The following is a 17,101-nucleotide window of genomic DNA, read 5'->3' on the forward strand; positions in this document are numbered from 1 at the left end:
GCATGTACAGGGTTTGCGAAGATTTGAGGCAACCCGACGCGAGGCGCCGAATTCGGCCGCTTTGGTATGGTTTTGGCGCCGATCTTGCAATAGCCATCGTTAAGGATGCTGACCCTCGTTAAGGACGCTGAGAGGAGTCCTCATGACGCGCGGCGGGCCTATTGCGAGCCGATCGAGGTGGCGGCTAAACAGGGCCGGCTTGGATCCCCAGGGAACAGGATGACAGATCAGGCGATTTTGGTTACCGGCGCGGCTGGTTTCATTGGTTTTCACGTCGCCCGGCAGCTCCTGGGCGAAGGCCGCACCGTCGTCGGGCTCGACAATCTCAACCCCTATTACGATCCGGCACTGAAGCGGGCCCGCCTGGCGCTGTTGCAGAACGACTCCGGTTTCTCCTTCGTCGAGGCCGATCTTGCCGATCGCGAGACGATCGCGAGGCTGTTTGCGCAGCATCGTTTCACGGAGGTGGTGCATCTCGCGGCGCAGGCCGGCGTGCGCTACTCGATCGAGCAGCCGCACACCTACGCCGATTCCAACCTCGTCGGCTTTCTCAACGTGCTCGAGGGCTGCCGCAATAACGGCTGTCGCCATCTCGTCTACGCCTCGTCATCCTCCGTTTACGGCGCCAACACAAAAATGCCATTTGCGGTTGCGGACCGTACCGATCATCCCGTGAGCTTCTATGCCGCGACCAAGAAGGCGAACGAGGTGATGGCGCAGTCCTACAGCCATCTCTATCGCCTGCCGGTCACGGGCTTGCGCTTCTTTACCATCTACGGGCCATGGGGACGGCCCGACATGGCCATGTTTCTGTTCGTAAACGCCATCATGGCCGGCAAGCCGATCCGGCTCTTCAACCATGGGCAGATGCGCCGCGACTTCACCTATGTTGATGATGTGACGCGTGTCGTATCCAAGCTGATCGATCTTGTACCCTCGGACGATCCTTCTGCCGCAAATGCGCCGTTTAAGCTCTACAATGTCGGCAATCACCATCCGGAGGAACTGATGCACGTCGTCGGTCTTCTGGAGCGGGAGCTGGGCCGGACGGCGATCAAAGAATTGCTGCCGATGCAGCCGGGAGATGTGCTGGAAACGTTCGCGGATGTCGAGGATTTGATGCGCGACACCGGCTTTGCACCGTCAACGCCGATCGAGCATGGGGTCCACAATTTTGTCACCTGGTATCGGGACTACTTCAAGGTTTGAGATGACGATGGACAAACGCATAATCCCCCTGATCATGTGCGGCGGTGCCGGCACGCGGCTGTGGCCGGCGTCGCGCGAGGTGCGGCCCAAGCAGTTTCTTCCCCTGTTCGGCACGCGCTCGACCTTCCAGGACACGCTGCTGCGCGTCTCCGATCCCTCCCTGTTCGACCGGCCGATCGTCATCACCAACGCGTCCTATCGCTTCATGGTGCTGGAGCAGCTCGCCGAGATCGGCATCGAGGCCGACGTGATCCTCGAGCCGATGCGGCGCGATTCAGGGCCGGCGATCGCAGCCGGCGCGGTGTTCGCGCAGAACCGCGCCAGTGAGGCCATCGTGCTCGCGCTTGCCGCCGATCACGTGGTGCAGGACAATGCCGCTTTCGTCGCCGCCTGCCGCGAGGGGCTTACCGCCGCGAGCACCGGACGCATCGTCACCTTCGGCGTCAAGCCGGAGCGGCCGGCGACTGAATACGGCTACATCAATCCTGGCGAGGTGATCTCCGGCGAGGTGCATGCGGTCGCGCGCTTCGTCGAGAAACCCGACGCGGTGAAGGCCTCCGACTACGTCAATTCGGGCTATCTCTGGAACAGCGGCAACTTCATGTTCCCGGCGAGCGTGCTGCTCGACGAATACCGCAAGGTCGATGCGGCAAGCGTCGAGGCGGTCAGCAACGCGGTCAACAATGCCGGACGCGATCTCGGCTTCGTCACGCTGGAGCCGGAGGCGTTCGGCGCGGCGAAGGCGATCTCGATCGACTATGCCGTGATGGAGAAGACTTCGCGCGCTGCCGTGGTGCCGGTGTCGTGCGGCTGGTCGGACGTCGGCTCCTGGCACGCGGTGTGGGAATTGTCCGCGAAGGACGCGCAGGGCAATGCGGCGCACGGTGCCGCGGTGTTCGAGGATTCCCGCAACTGCAACGTCACGACCGACCAGGCGCTGGTCGCGCTCGAAGGCGTCGATGATCTCGTCGTGGTCGCAACCGCGGACGCGGTTCTGGTCTCGCGCCAGAAGGATGCCAACGGCCTGAAGCGTCTCGTCACCAAGCTGAAGGCGGTCGCGCCGAAGGTCACCGAGGAGCATCTCAAGGTGCATCGTCCCTGGGGCAGCTACCAGTCCGTCGACAATGGCGAGCGCCACCAGGTCAAGCGCATCGTGGTGAAGCCGGGCGGGCGGCTGTCGCTGCAGAAGCACCATCATCGGGCCGAGCACTGGATCGTGGTCCGCGGCACCGCGCAGGTGACGGTCGACGACACCGTGAAGATGGTGCACGAGAACGAGTCGATCTACATCCCGATGGGCGCCGTCCACCGCATGGAGAACCCCGGTAAAATCATGCTGGAACTGATCGAGGTCCAGACCGGCTCCTATCTCGGGGAAGACGACATCATCCGGATTGAAGACGACTACCAAAGGTCGTAACCAGCAAACTCCGAATCACGAGACCCGGGCCCAACAGGCGATATTTTTCGGCCTAAGGCCCGGGGAACGTGTAACTTTTTGAATCAAATCGTGTCCGGGCCGCGAGGGCGGCATTCGCCACAAATGTGGCGTCCGTGCTAGAAGCGCGCCGGGGATTTGCGTTGAATCGGGGTTTGCTCAGATGAGTTCCAAAGGATCTGCACCGGCCAAGGCCGGCTTGCGCGTCGGCGTCATTGGCGCGGGCGTGATGGGCAGCAACCATGCGCGCGTGCTCAGCGGCCTGCCCGGCGTCAGCCTCGTCGGCGTCGTCGATCCTTCACCGGCGCATCGCAGCCGCGCGACGGAACTTGCCAATTGCCCGAGCTTCGAGACGCTCGACGAATTGTTCGCGGCCGGCGTCGACGCCGTCACCATCGCTGCGCCGACCCATCTGCATCACGAGGTCGCGCTCGCCTGCATCGCCAAGAACATCCATGTCCTGGTCGAGAAGCCGATCGCCTCCACCGTCCAAGAGGGCCGCGAGATCGTCACCGCCGCGCAGAAGGCCGGCGTGACGCTGATGGTCGGCCATGTCGAGCGCTTCAATCCGGCCGTGGCCGCCGTCAAGCAGGCGATCGCGGGCGAGCACATTCTCTCCATCGCCATCACCCGCGTCGGTCCGTTCCCGCCGCGCATGTCCAATGTCGGCGTCGTCATCGACCTTGCCGTGCACGACATCGATCTGATTCGCTGGTTCACCGAATCCGACATCGTCGAGGTGCAGCCGCAATTGTCGAGCGCGGTTGCCGAGCGCGAGGACATCGCGCTCTTGCAGTTCCGCACCGAGAGCGGCGTGCTCGCCCACATCAACACCAACTGGCTGACGCCGTTCAAGGCGCGCAGCGTCACGGTCGCGACCCGCGGCAAATACGTGATGGGCGATCTCCTGACGCGCCAGGTCACCGAATGCTTCGGCTTCAAGCCTGACGGCAGCTATTCGATGCGGCATCTGCCGGTCGGCCATGACGAGCCCCTGCGCGCCGAACTGATCGCGTTCCTCAAGGCGGTACGTAACGGCGAGACGCCGGCGGTCACCGGCGACGAGGGTGTCGCCAGCCTCGAGATCGCGACCCAGTGCCTGGAGACGCCGTCGCGGCCCGCGGCCAAATCGTCCGCCCTCAAGGGGCCGCGCCGCGTCGCCGGCTGATCCCTTTCCATCTCGACTGCTCAACACCAGCAAGGCGCCAAGAACCAGACAATGAACCAGCATCTGCGTTCCGAACCCATTCCCTTCATCGACGTTGCCTCGCAGCGCCGCCGGCTCGGCGCCTCGCTCGATGAGGCCGTCAAGCGCGTGATGGACCATTGCCAGTTCGTCAACGGCCCTGAGGTGTTCGAGCTCGAGAAGCAGCTCGCAGCCTATAGCGGCGCCAAGCACGTGATCGGCTGCGCCAGCGGCACCGACGCCATTCTGATGGTGATGATGGCGAAGAATGTCGGGCCCGGCGATGCGGTGCTGTGTCCGTCCTTCACCTTCATCGCAACGGCCTCGCCGGTAGCGCGGACCGGCGCGACGCCCGTCTATGTCGACGTCGACGAAGCCACCTTCAACATGAGCCCGGAATCGCTCAAGCGCGGTATCGCGACCGCCCGCAAGGCCGGCCTCAAGCCGGTGGCGGTGATTCCGGTCGACCTGTTCGGCCAGCCCGCCGATCACGACGCCATCGCCGAGATCGCCAGGGCCGAGGGCCTGTTCGTGCTCGATGACGCAGCGCAAGGCTTTGGCGCCAGCTACAAGGGCCTCAAGCTCGGCACCTTCGGCCTCGCCACCGCGACCAGCTTCTTCCCGGCCAAGCCGCTCGGCTGCTTCGGCGACGGCGGCGCGATCTTCACCGATGACGACGAGCTCGCGGCGACCCTGCGCAGCATCCGCGTGCACGGGCAGGGCGTCGACAAATACGACAACGTCCGCCTCGGCCTGACCGGCCGGCTCGACACCATGCAGGCCGCGGTCCTGATCGAGAAGCTGAAGATCTTCGACGACGAGATCGCCGCCCGCAACAAGGTTGCGGAGCGCTACGCGCGTGGCCTCTCCAACGTCGTCACCGTGCCGCGCCTCGCGCCCGGCAACACCTCGGTCTGGGCGCAGTACACGATCCGCCTGCCCAAAGGTACCGACCGCGACGGCTTCGCTGCCGCGCTGAAGGCCCAGGGCGTGCCGACCGCGATCTATTACGGCAAGTCGATGCACCAGCAGACCGCCTACAAGCAGTATCCGGTCGCCGAGGGCGGCCTTCCGGGTTGCGAGAGCCTGTCGCAAGACGTCATCAGCCTGCCGATGCACGCCTATCTGACCGAAGCCGACCAGGAACGCGTGATCGCCGCCGTGCGCGGCGCGCTGGCGGGCTGATTTCTTTCCCTCTCCCCTTGTGGGAGAGGGTGGATCGCCGCGTAGCGGCGATTGAGCTTGCGTCTACCCTCGGCGCTGCCCTCTCCCACAAGGGGAGAGGGCACAGCAACGGGCATCGTCGCTGCAATCGACCTCTGTGGCCGCTTCCACCTAGACCTAATCGCGCCATGCTCTAAAACAGACGCATGCTCGGACGCATCTTCACGGTCGGTGGTTACACGCTGCTTTCGCGGCTGACGGGATTTGCCCGCGACATCATGCTCGCGGCGATCCTCGGCGCCGGCCCGGTGGCCGATGCCTTCTTCGTGGCGCTGCGCCTGCCCAATCATTTCCGCGCGATCTTCGCCGAGGGCGCCTTCAACGCCTCCTGGGTGCCGGCCTATGCCCATGTCCATGGCGAGAAGGGGGAGGCGGCGGCACATCTGTTCGCCGACCGTATCTTTACGTTGCTGCTGGCCTCGCAGGTGGTGCTGCTGCTCGTCGCCTGGCTGTTCATGCCGCAGGCCATGAGCATCCTGGCGCCAGGCTTTTCCGAGGACGCCGAGCAGCGCAGGCTCGCGATCGAACTGACCCGGATCACCTTTCCCTATCTGCTCCTGATCACGCTGGTGACGCTCTATGGCGGCATGCTCAACGTGATGCAGCGCTTTGCCAGCGCAGCGGCGGCGTCGATCTTCCTCAACGTCGCGATGATGATGACGCTGGCGGTTGCGGTCTGGTTTCCGACCGCGGGCCACGCCGCCGCGTGGGGCGTCCTCATCTCGGGCTTCCTGCAATATTTCCTGCTTGCTGGCGATCTCGCCCGCCATGGCGGCCTGCCGCGCTTTGCGCCATTGAAGCTCGACGAAGACGTCCGCGGCTTTTTCAAAGCGTTGGGACCTGCGACACTGGGCTCCATGGGGACGCAGGTCGCGCTGTTCGCCGACACCATCATCGCGACTTTCCTGCCCGCGGGCGCGCTGTCGGCGCTGTATTATGCCGACCGGCTCAACCAGCTTCCGATCGGCGTCATCGGCATCGCCATCGGCACCGTGCTGCTGCCGGAGATGTCGCGGCGGATCACGGCCAACGACCTCGACGGCGCGATGAAGGCGCAGCGCCGCGCCTTCGATTTCACGCTGCTGTTCTCGATCCCGTTCGTCGCGGCCTTCCTTACCGTGCCCGACGAGATCATGCGCGCGCTGTTCGCCCGCGGCGCGTTCTCCAAGGCCGATGCGGTCGCCGCGGGCAGCACGCTCGCGGCTTATGCGATCGGCCTGATCCCCTTCGTACTGATCCGTAGCGCGGTCGCGACCTTCTATGCGCGCAAGGACACCGCGACGCCGGTGCGGGCATCCCTGACCGGCATCGCCGTCAACGTTGCCCTCAAAGTCGCCTTGATGGGATCGCTCGCCCAGATCGGCCTTGCGCTCGCCACCGCCGTCGGCGTCTGGACCAATCTGCTGCTGGTGCTGTTCTTCGCCGTGCGGCGCGGTTTCCTCGTGCTGGACCGAGCCTGGCTGATGTCGCTCGGCAAATTCCTGCTGATTGGCATCATCCTCGCGATGGCGTTCTGGCTGATCGCGCGCTTCAGCGGTCCCTCGTTAGGCTCGATGCATTTCCGTGACGAGGTGACGCTGGTGTTGCTCGCCGCCGGCGGCACCATCGTCTATGCGCTCGCGATCCTTGCGCTGTTCGGCCGCAGCTGGCTGGTGTCGCTGGTGCGCGGCTAGGCGAGCAGCGCGCTCGCCTCCAGGATGCAAACAGCATCTGCACATCTCTTGATTTGGTGCGATCGCCGTGATATGTGCGGTGCATGATCAAACGCTCGCGCATCGTCAACCGCAACCACATGACCCGCTTCGGCTGGGCCGTGGGAGGAGTCGTGCGCTAGGAATTCGACGACATCTTTTCCACCAGGCCCCGCCGGCATCGGACGGGGCCTTTTTTGTGGCCACGCTCCCTGCCGGCTCAACAGCAGGAGCATCCGATGCCACCCCAACTGACGAACATCACAGCCACGGAGCCCGACGCCGCGAGACTTCGCTTCGATCTTTCCATCGTCCTGAGCTTGCTCAGGCGATATTGGCTTGCGTTTCAGGAGGGGCGGCCGCGCGCCCGGGTCGCCTTGCACGATCTCAGCGACAGGGAGCTGATGGATATCGGCCTGACGCGCGGTGAGATCGACAGACTAGCGCCTGAACGCGCCATCGACAGGTTGAGAGACAATGCGAGGACCCTGTGGGGCCGTGGTGGGATGTGACGACCACCAACCCCCCGCGACCTTCACTGTCGACAAAGAAGAGGAGGTGACCATGGCATCGCATGCTGCGCCTGCCCCTGCGGACCTGGACATCCGACGATTGACGGTCGATGATCTCGACCACTTTCACGACATTCGCGCGGAGGCGCTTCGGACACACCCTCAAACCTTTGGCTCTCGTGAAGAGGACGAGGGCGGCGAGGCGACGCTCGCGGCCTATCGACGTTGGCTGAGTGGAGTGATCCTTGGCGCTTTTGAGCGCGGAAATCTGATCGGGATAGCAGGCTTCTACGTGTCGCCAGATCGGCGATCGCGGCACAGGGGCCACATCTTCACGGTTTACGTGAGGGAGGGCGGCCGAGGTCGAGGCGTCGGCGATCGGCTCATCAAAGAGCTTCTTGCTCATGCCGAGGCATGTGTCGAACAGGTGCATCTCGAGTCCTGCTCGAAGCGACCGCTGCGATCAAGACCTACAAGCGCAAGGGTTCGGAGTATACGGTACGGATCCCCGAGCCGTCCGTGTAAGCGACGTCACGTATGACAAATACCTCATGGTCAGGACGTTCAGCCAATAGCGCCGGCCTGGTTTGGCCCATCGGGAATCCTGGTACGGCGGCGCAATGCGTGTCTCGGCGTCGAGACCGTCGCCTCGAAAGCGTCTGTCGTGGTCCCTGCCGCTCGGCTGGACTCCCCGACCGAGTCCATGGGACATTCCACTGAGCGGAGGGGGAAGGTGACATGATCCTGGTGACCGGCAGCGCAATCGCAAGGCTGGACTCGATCGATGAGGTCCGGAGACTAAGCCTGGAACACGTCCAACGCTCGCGCGCCGAGCCCGGTTGCATCTCGCATGCGGTGCATGTCGATTGCGAGAATCCCCTCAAGTTCGTATTCGTCGAGCAGTGGGCCGATCGCGCGGCGCTGCGTGCGCACTTCGCGGTTCCGGCCTCGCGCGACTTTGTCCGTGCGCTGCAGTCGCTCGTGTCGGAGGCGACGACCATCGAGATCTACGAGGCTGCTAGGATGGCCGGGCTTTGAAGCGCGCAGATTGGGACGCGACACGATATCGTTATCGGCGCAGCATCCCATATGTGCGGACCCGGGTAGCACGCCAGGCGAGGCCTCGCGATCCGCGAGAGGTGAGGACATCGATCTCGGCCTGCGATCAAGCCCACCTAAACCCATTTGCCTTGCCGGTTTTTCCACGGCAATATGCCCGCAAAACAACCATGAGAACGGGAAGATAAAATGGCGGCTCCCATCAAGTTCGGCGTTGGCCAAAGCGTGCTGCGCAAGGAGGATGACGCGCTCATCCGCGGCAAGGGCCGCTATACCGACGATTACGCGCCGCAGGCCGCGCTGCGCTGCCTGATGCTGCGCTCGCCGCACGCGCATGCCAAATACACCATCGATGCAAGCCGTGCCCGCGGCATGCCCGGCGTTGCGCTGATTTTGACCGCGGATGACGTCGCCGATCTCGGCAATCTGCCGTGCCTGTTCAATCTCGAGACCGATCCGTTCACCGGCCCGCCTTACCCGATCCTCGCCAAGGACGAGGTTCGCCATGTCGGCGATTCCATCGCCTTCGTGGTCGCCGAGACCATCGACCAGGCCCGCGACGCGATCGAGGCGATCGAGGTCAAATGGTCGCCGCTGCCGGCGGTCACCGGTGTCGTCAACGCCGTGAAGAAGGGCGCACCGCAAGTCTGGCCCGACAAGGCTGGTAACGTGCTGTTCGACGTCTCGATCGGCGACAAGGCGGCGACCGAAGCTGCCTTCGCCAAGGCGCATGCGGTCGCCGAAATCTCCATCGTCAATCCGCGCGTGGTCGCGAGCTTCATGGAGACGCGCGCCGCGGTCTGTGAATACGATTCCAAGCGCGACCATCTGACGCTGACGATCGGCAGCCAGGGCAGCCATCGCCTGCGCGACATCCTGTGCCAGAACGTGCTCAACATCCCCACCGACAAGATGCGGGTGATCTGCCCCGACGTCGGCGGCGGCTTCGGCACGAAATTGTTTCCGTATCGCGAATACGCCCTGATGGCGGTTGCGGCCAAGAAGCTCAAGAAGACGGTGAAATGGGCGGCCGACCGCACCGAGCATTTCATGGGGGACGCGCAGGGTCGCGACAACGTCACCACCGCCAAGATGGCGCTCGCCGAGGACGGCAAATTCCTCGCGATGGATTGCGACCTCATGGGCGACATGGGCGCGTATCTGTCGACCTTCGGGCCCTACATTCCGCACGGTGGTGCCGGCATGCTGCCGGGGCTCTACGACATCCAGGCCTTCCATTGCCGGGTGCGCACCATCTTCACCCACAGCGTGCCGGTGGACGCCTATCGCGGCGCAGGCCGGCCCGAGGCGGCCTATGTCATCGAGCGCCTCGTCGATGCCTGCGCGCGCAAACTCGACATGACGCCGGATGCCATCCGCCGCAAGAATTTCATTCCGCCGAAGGCGCTGCCGTACAAGACGGCCACGGGCAAGGTCTATGATTCCGGCGACTTCGCCGCGCATCTCAAGCGCGCGATGGAGATCGCGGAGTGGAAGGAATTTCCAAAGCGAGCCAAGGCGGCCAAGAAGGGCGGCTTGATCCGCGGCATTGGGCTTGCGAGCTATGTCGAGATTTGCGGCGTGATGGGTGAGGAGACAGCCAATGTCCGCCTCGATCCCAACGGCGACGTCACCGTGCTGATCGGCACGCAGTCGAGCGGGCAGGGCCACCAGACCGCCTATGCCCAGATCGTCGCCGAGCAGTTCGGCGTCGCGCCGGAACGGGTCCACGTCCGCCAGGGCGACACCGACGAGATTGCCACGGGCCTCGGCACCGGCGGCTCGGCCTCGATCCCCTCCGGCGGCGTCAGCGTCGAGCGTGCGACGCGGGAGCTTGGGCAAAAGCTCAAGGAGATCGCGGCGCAGGCGCTGGAGGCGGGCGCCGGCGACCTCGAGATTTCCGAAGGCGTGGTGCGTATCGCCGGCACCGACCGTTCGATCTCGTTCGCCGATCTCGCCAAGCGGCCCGGCGTCGATCCCTCGAAGCTGAACGGCAGCGCGACCTTTGCCAGCGCCGACGGCACCTATCCCAACGGCACCCATGTCGCGGAGGTCGAGATCGATCCGGCCACCGGCATCATCAAGATCGTCAACTACGTGATCGTCGATGATTTCGGCAAGACGCTCAATCCGCTGCTGCTGGCCGGCCAGGTCCATGGCGGCGCCATGCAGGGCATCGGCCAGGCCCTGATGGAGCAGGTGGTCTATGGCGCAACCGACGGCCAGCTCATCACCGCGACCTACATGGACTACGCGCTGCCCCGGGCGGCGGATGGTCCCGCCTTCGTGTTCGAGACGGCCAACGTCCCCTGCAAGACCAATCCGATGGGCGTGAAGGGGGCGGGCGAGGCCGGCGCGATCGGCTCCTGTCCGGCCGTCGTCAACGCCATCGTCGATGGGCTCTGGCGCGAATACAAGATCGACCACATCGACATGCCGGCGACCCCGGAGCGGGTATGGATCGCGATCAGCGAACACCATCGCCGTCACAGCCTGTAATACCAGGCAGACGCGCACGCGTTTGCTTAACCCATCAGCCGGAGTGCGACGATTTATCGTCGCACTCCCGATGGAATGAAATCTGCCAATCGGTGTTGGCCCATTCAGGGGTCGGCACGATCCTGCATCAGGGAAAGGGATTTTGCGAATGAAGCGAATGTTGGTTGTCGGGGGCGCGCTGCTGCTCGGGATGGGTGCCGTCTGGGCGCAACAGGATTCCGCCAAGGAAGCTCAGATGCTCATGAAGGGCAACGGCAAGAATGCCGGCGCGATGTCGGCGATGGTCAAGGGCGAGAAGCCCTACGACCAGGCCACGGTGGACAGCGCGCTGGCGCAGTTCGAGGATACCGCCAAGAAGCTGCCGACCCTGTTTCCGGCCAGCGCCAAAGGCGCCAAGCTCGACGGCGACTACTCGACCTCGCCGAAGGTCTGGGAGGACAAGGCCGGCTTCGACGCGAAGATCGCAAGCTTCGCCAAGGTCGTCAGCGAGGCCAAGGGCAAGATCAAGGATCTGGACTCGCTCAAGGCGAACATGCCTGCCATCGGCAAGGAATGTGGCGGCTGCCACGAGACCTACCGCGTGAAGAACAGCTGAGGCGGTACTTTCGTAGCCCGGATGAGCGAAGCGATATCCGGGGCTTCCAGCCAAGCTCAGTCTGTCCCGGATGTCGCTTCGCCTATCCGGGCTACAGACTCAATTTGAATGATGGAGGGCGGTTGCGAAAGCAGCCGCCCTTTTTCCGTCCGCAAGGTCTGACGGATCGCCGTCCGAGCGGTTATGTTCGCAGCAACGGCCGTGGCGTTGATGTGAGTCGGCTCGTCTGTTTCGACTGCCTCATGACATCAGGAGTTCCAGCGCGCGGCGAGGATCTCAATCAAAGCGAGTCAGGCCATGGTCAAACCGTTTCCGTCGAAGACGCACATCGGCAATCACATGCTGCACCCTGAAACGCTGATGCTGACCTACGGCTATGATCCGCAGCTGTCGGAAGGCGCCATCAAGCCGCCGGTGTTCCTGACCTCCACCTTCGTATTCAAGACGGCCGATGACGGGCAGGACTTTTTCGACTTCGTCGCCGGCCGGCGCGAGCCGCCGGAAGGCATGGGCGCGGGCCTCGTCTATTCGCGCTTCAATCATCCCAACAGCGAGATCGTCGAGGACAGGCTCTCGATCTACGAGCGCACCGAGAGCTGCGCGCTGTTCTCGTCCGGCATGGCGGCGATCTCGACCACGATCCTGGCTTTCGTCCGCCCCGGCGACGTCATCCTGCACTCGCAGCCGCTCTATGGCGGGACCGAAACGCTCCTGACCAACACGCTGGCGCGTCTGTCGATCGGCGCCGTCGGCTTCGCCGACGGGATTGACGAAGCCACCGTCAAGCAGGCCTCGGAAGAGGCGATGGCCAAGGGCCGCGTCTCGATGATCCTGATCGAGACCCCGGCCAACCCGACCAACGGCCTGGTCGATGTCGCCATGATCCGCCGCATCGCCGATGCCATCGGAAAGGCGCAGGGACACACGCCGATCATCACCTGCGACAACACGCTGCTCGGGCCGGTGTTTCAGCGGCCGATCGAGCACGGGGCGGACCTGTCGCTGTATTCGCTGACCAAATATGTCGGCGGTCACTCAGACCTGATCGCGGGGGCCGCGATGGGCTCGAAGGCGATCATGAAAGGCATCAAGGCGCTGCGCGGCGCCATCGGCACCCAGCTCGATCCACATTCCTGCTGGATGATCAACCGCTCGCTCGAGACGCTGAGCCTGCGCATGGAGAAGGCCAACGACAATGCGCGGCTCGTGGCGGATTATCTGCGCGATCATCCCAAGGTCGCCAAGGTCCACTACCTCGGCCACCACGAGGAATCCTCACCGGCCGGGCGGGTGTTCGCGCGGCAATGCCTGGGTGCGGGGTCGACCTTCTCGTTCGACATTGTCGGCGGCAAGGAGGCCGCCGTGAAATTCCTCAACGCGCTGCAGATCCTCAAGCTGGCGGTGAGCCTCGGCGGCACCGAGTCGCTTGCGAGCCTGCCCGCGACGATGACGCATTCCGGCGTTCCCGCCGACATCCGCCGCAAGATCGGCGTGCTGGATTCCACGATCCGGCTGTCGATCGGCATCGAGAACCCCTCGGACCTGATCGCCGATCTCGCGCAGGCGCTGAACGCGGCCTAGAGTGCAACGGAATCGAAAAGGCCGGGCGCCCCCTCCTGCGCCCGGCCTTCGTGCAACGAAGCAACCTTGAGGCTTACTTCGTCACCTGACCGCGGATCTCGCCGCCCGGGTTCGCCGCGGTGTGGATGTTGACGTAGAGCTTGCCGCCGAGCAGATCGGCAGCCTGCGCGTCGGTGAGCGTCGCTTCGCCCTTCACGGGGCTGGCGGTCGCATTCGGAATCGCGATCGCCACGCCGGCGTTCTTGCCGGCCTCGGCAGGTCCGTGGAAATGGGCGGCGGTGGCGGGGCCGGAGAGGCCGGAATAGGTGACGGTCCAGGACAGCTTCTTGCTGGCGGCATCATAGTTCAGGTCCGCTGTTCCGGTGCCGCTGCTGGTGGTTGCCGGCACCTCGGACTTGCCGTCGAGCGTTGCTTTGAGCTTTTCGGCGCTGGCCGGGCCGGCGAAGCTGATGGCACCGAGCGCTAAGGCGGCAATGATGGTCTTGTTCATGACACTCTCCCTGCTGAACCCATTCGGGCTGCCAAACTTCCAACAGCCGGCATTTCAGTTTATTCCCGTTTCCGGCAAGGGCGGGCTAAATTCTTCGTGGTTGGAGCCGCGACGACATCGGTCATAGGTTCGCCGCGACGAGTGAATGGATGGGCATGTTGCAACGAACAATTCTCGCAGGCCTGCTCGCCGCGGTCATTGCCGCGGGGGTCTATTGGTGGCTCAGCGCGCCGAAGGTGGCGGCCGCGGGCCATGCGCCGGCCCATGCGGCAAACCTTGCCAATGGCGAGGTGATGTTCAACGCCGGGGGCTGCGCGTCCTGCCATGCGACGCCGGACCAGCCCGATCGTGGCAGGCTCGGCGGCGGCGTCGCGATCAAGTCGCCGTTCGGAACGTTCTACGCGCCGAACATCTCGCCCGATCCGAACGACGGCATCGGCAAATGGACGGACACCGACTTCGTCAACGCGGTGATGCACGGCGTCTCTCCGGGCGGGCAGCATTATTTTCCCGCCTTTCCCTACACCTCCTACCGGCACGCCAGGCGCGAGGACGTGCTCGATCTCTTTGCCTATCTGAAGACACTGCCGCCCGTGGCCGGCAAGGTGCGCGACCATGACATGCGCTTTCCGTTCAACATCCGGCGCAATGTCGGCATCTGGAAATTCCTGTTCCTGGACGACAAGCCGCTCATCGCCGACGCCGGCAAGTCACCGCAATTCAATCGCGGCGCCTATCTCGTCAACAGCTTTGGCCATTGCGCCGAATGCCACAGCCCGCGCAACGCGCTGGGCGGGATCATCGCGGGCCAGCGCTTTGCCGGCGGGCCCAATCCGGAAGGCGAGGGCTGGGTGCCCAACATCACCCAGAAGCGCCTCGGCGAGTGGAGCGTGAAAGATATCGCCTATTTCCTCAAGAACGGCGAATTGCCCGACGGCGACAGTGTCGGCGGTGCGATGACGCGCGTGATCAAGAACACCTCGCAATTGCCCGACGAGGACATTGCGGCGATGGCGGACTATCTCAAATCGCTGCCGCCTGTGGAGGGCCCGCCGCGGCCGAAGCGCAAGGAAGCCGGCAAGGACGCCGGCTAATTGCGCGCCCTAGCTGGCGCCAAACGCCTTGAAGGTGATGATGGTGAGGGTGTCCTGGATGCCCGGCAGCACCTGCACCTTCTCGTTGACGAAATGGCCGATGTCGGTGTCCTTGTCGACGTAGAACTTCACGAGAAGGTCGTATTGGCCGGCCGTGGAGTAGATCTCGGAGGCGATCTCGGCTTCGGCAAGCGCATTGGCCACCGTGTAGGACTGGCCGAGCTTGCATTTGATCTGGACGAAAAAAGGAACCATCGCGGGCACTCCGAAAGCGTATCTGGCGGCTAATAGGCCAAAACCGGCACGGTTTAGCAAGCGAACTTGCCGGCCGCCAGATGCCGGCCCGAGGCTTTAGGAGGCCACGGCCGCCGCGGCGAAGGCGTCCCTGAGCCGCTGGGCGAGCTCGACCTTGCGATAGGGCTTGGTCAGCACGATGGCCTGCGCATGCGCGCGGCCTTGCTCGACCAGGGTCTCGAGCGCGTAGCCCGAGGTGAACAGGACCGGCAGCGAGGGACGAATCCGCCGCGCCTGATCGGCGAGCTCCCAGCCGCTCATGCCGCCGGGCATCACGATGTCGGTGAACAGCATGTCGATGCTGGGGTCGGTGCGCAGCTGCTGCAACGCCTCCTTGCCGTTGACCGCGGCGACGACGCGATATCCGAGCGCCTCAACCCTGCGAATGACGGAGGAGCGGACGAACGGATCGTCCTCTGCGATCAGGATGGTCTCGTATCCGCGCGGGGCCGCGTCCTCGCCGTCGGACAGGTCGGTCTGTGATTGTCCGGTGTCCGCGCGCGGCAGGTAGATCCGGACCGTCGTCCCAAGGCCTTTCTCGCTGTAGATCGAGACATGGCCGCCTGATTGCTTGGCGAAGCCATAGACCATGCTGAGGCCGAGACCGGAGCCCTTGCCGACCTCCTTGGTCGTGAAGAACGGCTCGAAGGCGCGCTGGGTGACCTCCGGCGTCATGCCTTCGCCGTCGTCGCTGATCGAGATCAACGCATAGGCCCCGGATGCGACTTCGGGGTGAGCGGTGCGATAGTCGTCGTCGAGCGCAGTCAACTCCGTGCTCAGGGTCAGGTGACCGCCGGCCGGCATGGCATCCTGCGCGTTGAGCGCAAGGTTCAGCACGGCGGATTCGAGCTGGGCGCGATCTGCGAAGGCCAGGATCGTGCCGGGCCGGGAGGCCGTCTTGATCTCGATGTCTTCGCGCAAGGTGCGCTTGAGCAGCTTGAACATGGATTCGAGCAGGCCCCGGCAATCGATCGTCTGGGGCTGCAGCAGCTGGCGGCGGCTGAACGCGAGCAGGCGCTGCGTCAGCTCGGCACCGCGCTCGCCCGACTGGGAGATGTCGTCGGCAAAGCGCCGCAGGTCGGGCCTCGCCTTGAGCTGCTCACTCAGATGCTCGGCGTTGCCTATGATGACGGTCAGGAGATTGTTGAAGTCGTGAGCGATGCCGCCCGAGAGTTGGCCGACCGTCTCCATCTTCTGCGCCTGCTGCAGCTGCCGCTCGGTCAGTTTGCGCGCGGTCAAATCGTGGACGATGCCGACGAAGATCAATTCGCCGTCCTGCCGCGCCTGGCCGACCGACACGTCCATCGGGAAGGTCGATCCGTCCTTGCGCAGGCCGGTGGCTTCGCCGGCGGTCGCGAATTGCCTCGCCTGGCCGTCGGGCGCAGCGCCGGCCTCGGGCATCAGCATCGTGACGTTCCGGCCCATCACCTGGTCGGCGGAGTAGCCGAACAAGCGCTCGCAGGCCGGATTGAACAGCAGGACACGGTCCTGCGCGTCGAACAGGATCACGCCGTCGACCGCGGTCTCGACGATAGCGGTGAGGCGCGTCACGCTCTCGCGCATTGCACGCTGCGCGTCGCTGACCTGCTGGAGCAGCAGCGTGGCGTCGCGGCTCTTGATCTCCTCCTCCTCGAGAGCGGCCTGGACCTGGCGCAGCTCGAACGGCGAGGGGATCGTCAGGATCTTCGGCAGCAGCGGCCACAGCGCGCCCGCCGTGACCACGGATGCCACCGCGGTCGCCGCTTTGACGATGCCCTCGATGCCGTAGATCGGGACCCACAGCGTGTAGATCGACAGCACATGGGTCAGGCCGCACGCCATGATGAAGATCGCGAAGGCCCAGTAGACCCAGCCGAATTTGAGGTCGCGCCGCTTGGTGACCAGAATGGCGAGCGCAAAGGGAATCGAAAAATAGGCGGCGGCGATGCAGGCGTCGGCCACGACGTGAAGCCAGATCAGCTCGGGTTCCCACAACAGGCAGATGCCGTGCGGCGAAAGCATGGACGAGTCGAGGAGACGTTCAAAAAAGGCCCACATCGTTCCACCCAAAGATTCCGTTCCGGACGGCTTGCGGGCCAGGGCGACCCGCGACATCGGTGTCGCCGGACAGTTCCACCATTGACGTCTCACGCATCGGCGAAGCAGTTCGTGACTATACCAAGGGTTCGCCGCGGGCGCATTTCCATGCCGCACGATTGCGGCGCCGAGGCCCCATACCCGCCGGCGCGC

General features: G+C 64.4%; 15 protein-coding genes. 12 read left to right on the plus strand and 3 right to left on the minus strand.

Annotated features, from left to right (window positions below; genetic code table 11):
* The first annotated feature begins 219 nt into the window (after window positions 1-219).
* The 11 genes from RPS27_RS23995 to RPS27_RS24040 all read left to right on the plus strand — a co-directional run bounded on the left by RPS27_RS23995 (window position 220) and on the right by RPS27_RS24040 (window position 12,994).
* The gene (locus RPS27_RS23995) at window positions 220-1,209 is read left to right on the plus strand and encodes an NAD-dependent epimerase (RefSeq protein ID WP_313754649.1); all 990 of its coding nucleotides are present in this window, start codon (window positions 220-222) and stop codon (window positions 1,207-1,209) included.
* 7 nt (window positions 1,210-1,216) lie between these two features.
* Entirely contained in the window at window positions 1,217-2,629 is a 1,413-nt protein-coding gene (locus RPS27_RS24000) for a mannose-1-phosphate guanylyltransferase/mannose-6-phosphate isomerase (RefSeq protein WP_211419792.1), read from the plus strand.
* A 181-nt stretch (window positions 2,630-2,810) separates the two neighbouring features.
* Window positions 2,811-3,815: a Gfo/Idh/MocA family oxidoreductase gene (locus RPS27_RS24005; RefSeq protein WP_313754650.1), complete on the plus strand. Its 1,005-nt coding sequence runs from the start codon at window positions 2,811-2,813 to the stop codon at window positions 3,813-3,815.
* Window positions 3,816-3,866: 51 nt separating this feature from the next.
* A complete protein-coding gene (locus RPS27_RS24010) occupies window positions 3,867-5,018 on the plus strand; it encodes a DegT/DnrJ/EryC1/StrS family aminotransferase (RefSeq protein WP_313754651.1) in 1,152 nt (383 codons plus the stop codon).
* 185 nt (window positions 5,019-5,203) lie between these two features.
* Window positions 5,204-6,730, plus strand: a complete 1,527-nt coding sequence (gene murJ / locus RPS27_RS24015; protein WP_313754652.1) for a murein biosynthesis integral membrane protein MurJ — start codon at window positions 5,204-5,206, stop codon at window positions 6,728-6,730.
* Between the two features lie 257 nt (window positions 6,731-6,987).
* The gene (locus tag RPS27_RS24020) at window positions 6,988-7,260 is read left to right on the plus strand and encodes a DUF1127 domain-containing protein (RefSeq protein ID WP_313754653.1); all 273 of its coding nucleotides are present in this window, start codon (window positions 6,988-6,990) and stop codon (window positions 7,258-7,260) included.
* Window positions 7,261-7,312: 52 nt separating this feature from the next.
* Entirely contained in the window at window positions 7,313-7,801 is a 489-nt protein-coding gene (locus RPS27_RS39765) for a GNAT family N-acetyltransferase (protein ID WP_409517567.1), read from the plus strand.
* Between the two features lie 197 nt (window positions 7,802-7,998).
* Window positions 7,999-8,298, plus strand: coding sequence for a putative quinol monooxygenase (locus tag RPS27_RS24025; RefSeq protein ID WP_313754654.1), 300 nt, complete (start codon window positions 7,999-8,001; stop codon window positions 8,296-8,298).
* Between the two features lie 210 nt (window positions 8,299-8,508).
* On the plus strand, window positions 8,509-10,818 hold the full coding sequence (locus tag RPS27_RS24030) for a xanthine dehydrogenase family protein molybdopterin-binding subunit (RefSeq protein ID WP_313754655.1): 2,310 nt from the start codon (window positions 8,509-8,511) through the stop codon (window positions 10,816-10,818).
* A 148-nt stretch (window positions 10,819-10,966) separates the two neighbouring features.
* Complete coding sequence (locus tag RPS27_RS24035) at window positions 10,967-11,413, plus strand: cytochrome c (protein WP_313754656.1); 447 nt, start codon at window positions 10,967-10,969, stop codon at window positions 11,411-11,413.
* A 297-nt stretch (window positions 11,414-11,710) separates the two neighbouring features.
* Entirely contained in the window at window positions 11,711-12,994 is a 1,284-nt protein-coding gene (locus tag RPS27_RS24040; protein ID WP_313754657.1) for a cystathionine gamma-synthase family protein, read from the plus strand.
* 73 nt (window positions 12,995-13,067) lie between these two features.
* Here RPS27_RS24040 and RPS27_RS24045 read toward each other — a convergent pair whose 3' ends face one another.
* Window positions 13,068-13,484, minus strand: a complete 417-nt coding sequence (locus tag RPS27_RS24045; protein WP_194403308.1) for a CHRD domain-containing protein — start codon at window positions 13,482-13,484, stop codon at window positions 13,068-13,070.
* A gap of 155 nt (window positions 13,485-13,639) precedes the next feature.
* On the opposite strand from RPS27_RS24045, the gene RPS27_RS24050 reads away from it, so the two are divergent.
* Window positions 13,640-14,578 (plus strand): cytochrome c, encoded by a 939-nt coding sequence (locus tag RPS27_RS24050; protein ID WP_313754658.1) that lies wholly within the window; start codon window positions 13,640-13,642, stop codon window positions 14,576-14,578.
* 9 nt (window positions 14,579-14,587) lie between these two features.
* On the opposite strand, the gene RPS27_RS24055 is transcribed toward RPS27_RS24050, so the two are convergent.
* Both RPS27_RS24055 and RPS27_RS24060 read right to left on the minus strand, forming a co-directional pair.
* Window positions 14,588-14,833: an Lrp/AsnC ligand binding domain-containing protein gene (locus RPS27_RS24055; protein ID WP_018317369.1), complete on the minus strand. Its 246-nt coding sequence runs from the start codon at window positions 14,831-14,833 to the stop codon at window positions 14,588-14,590.
* A 96-nt stretch (window positions 14,834-14,929) separates the two neighbouring features.
* Entirely contained in the window at window positions 14,930-16,873 is a 1,944-nt protein-coding gene (locus tag RPS27_RS24060) for a PAS domain S-box protein (RefSeq protein ID WP_313754659.1), read from the minus strand.
* Window positions 16,874-17,101: the final 228 nt, after the last annotated feature.

The organism is Bradyrhizobium sp. WYCCWR 12699, from assembly GCF_032144035.1.
In the GTDB taxonomy this organism is placed as follows: Bacteria; Pseudomonadota; Alphaproteobacteria; order Rhizobiales; family Xanthobacteraceae; genus Bradyrhizobium.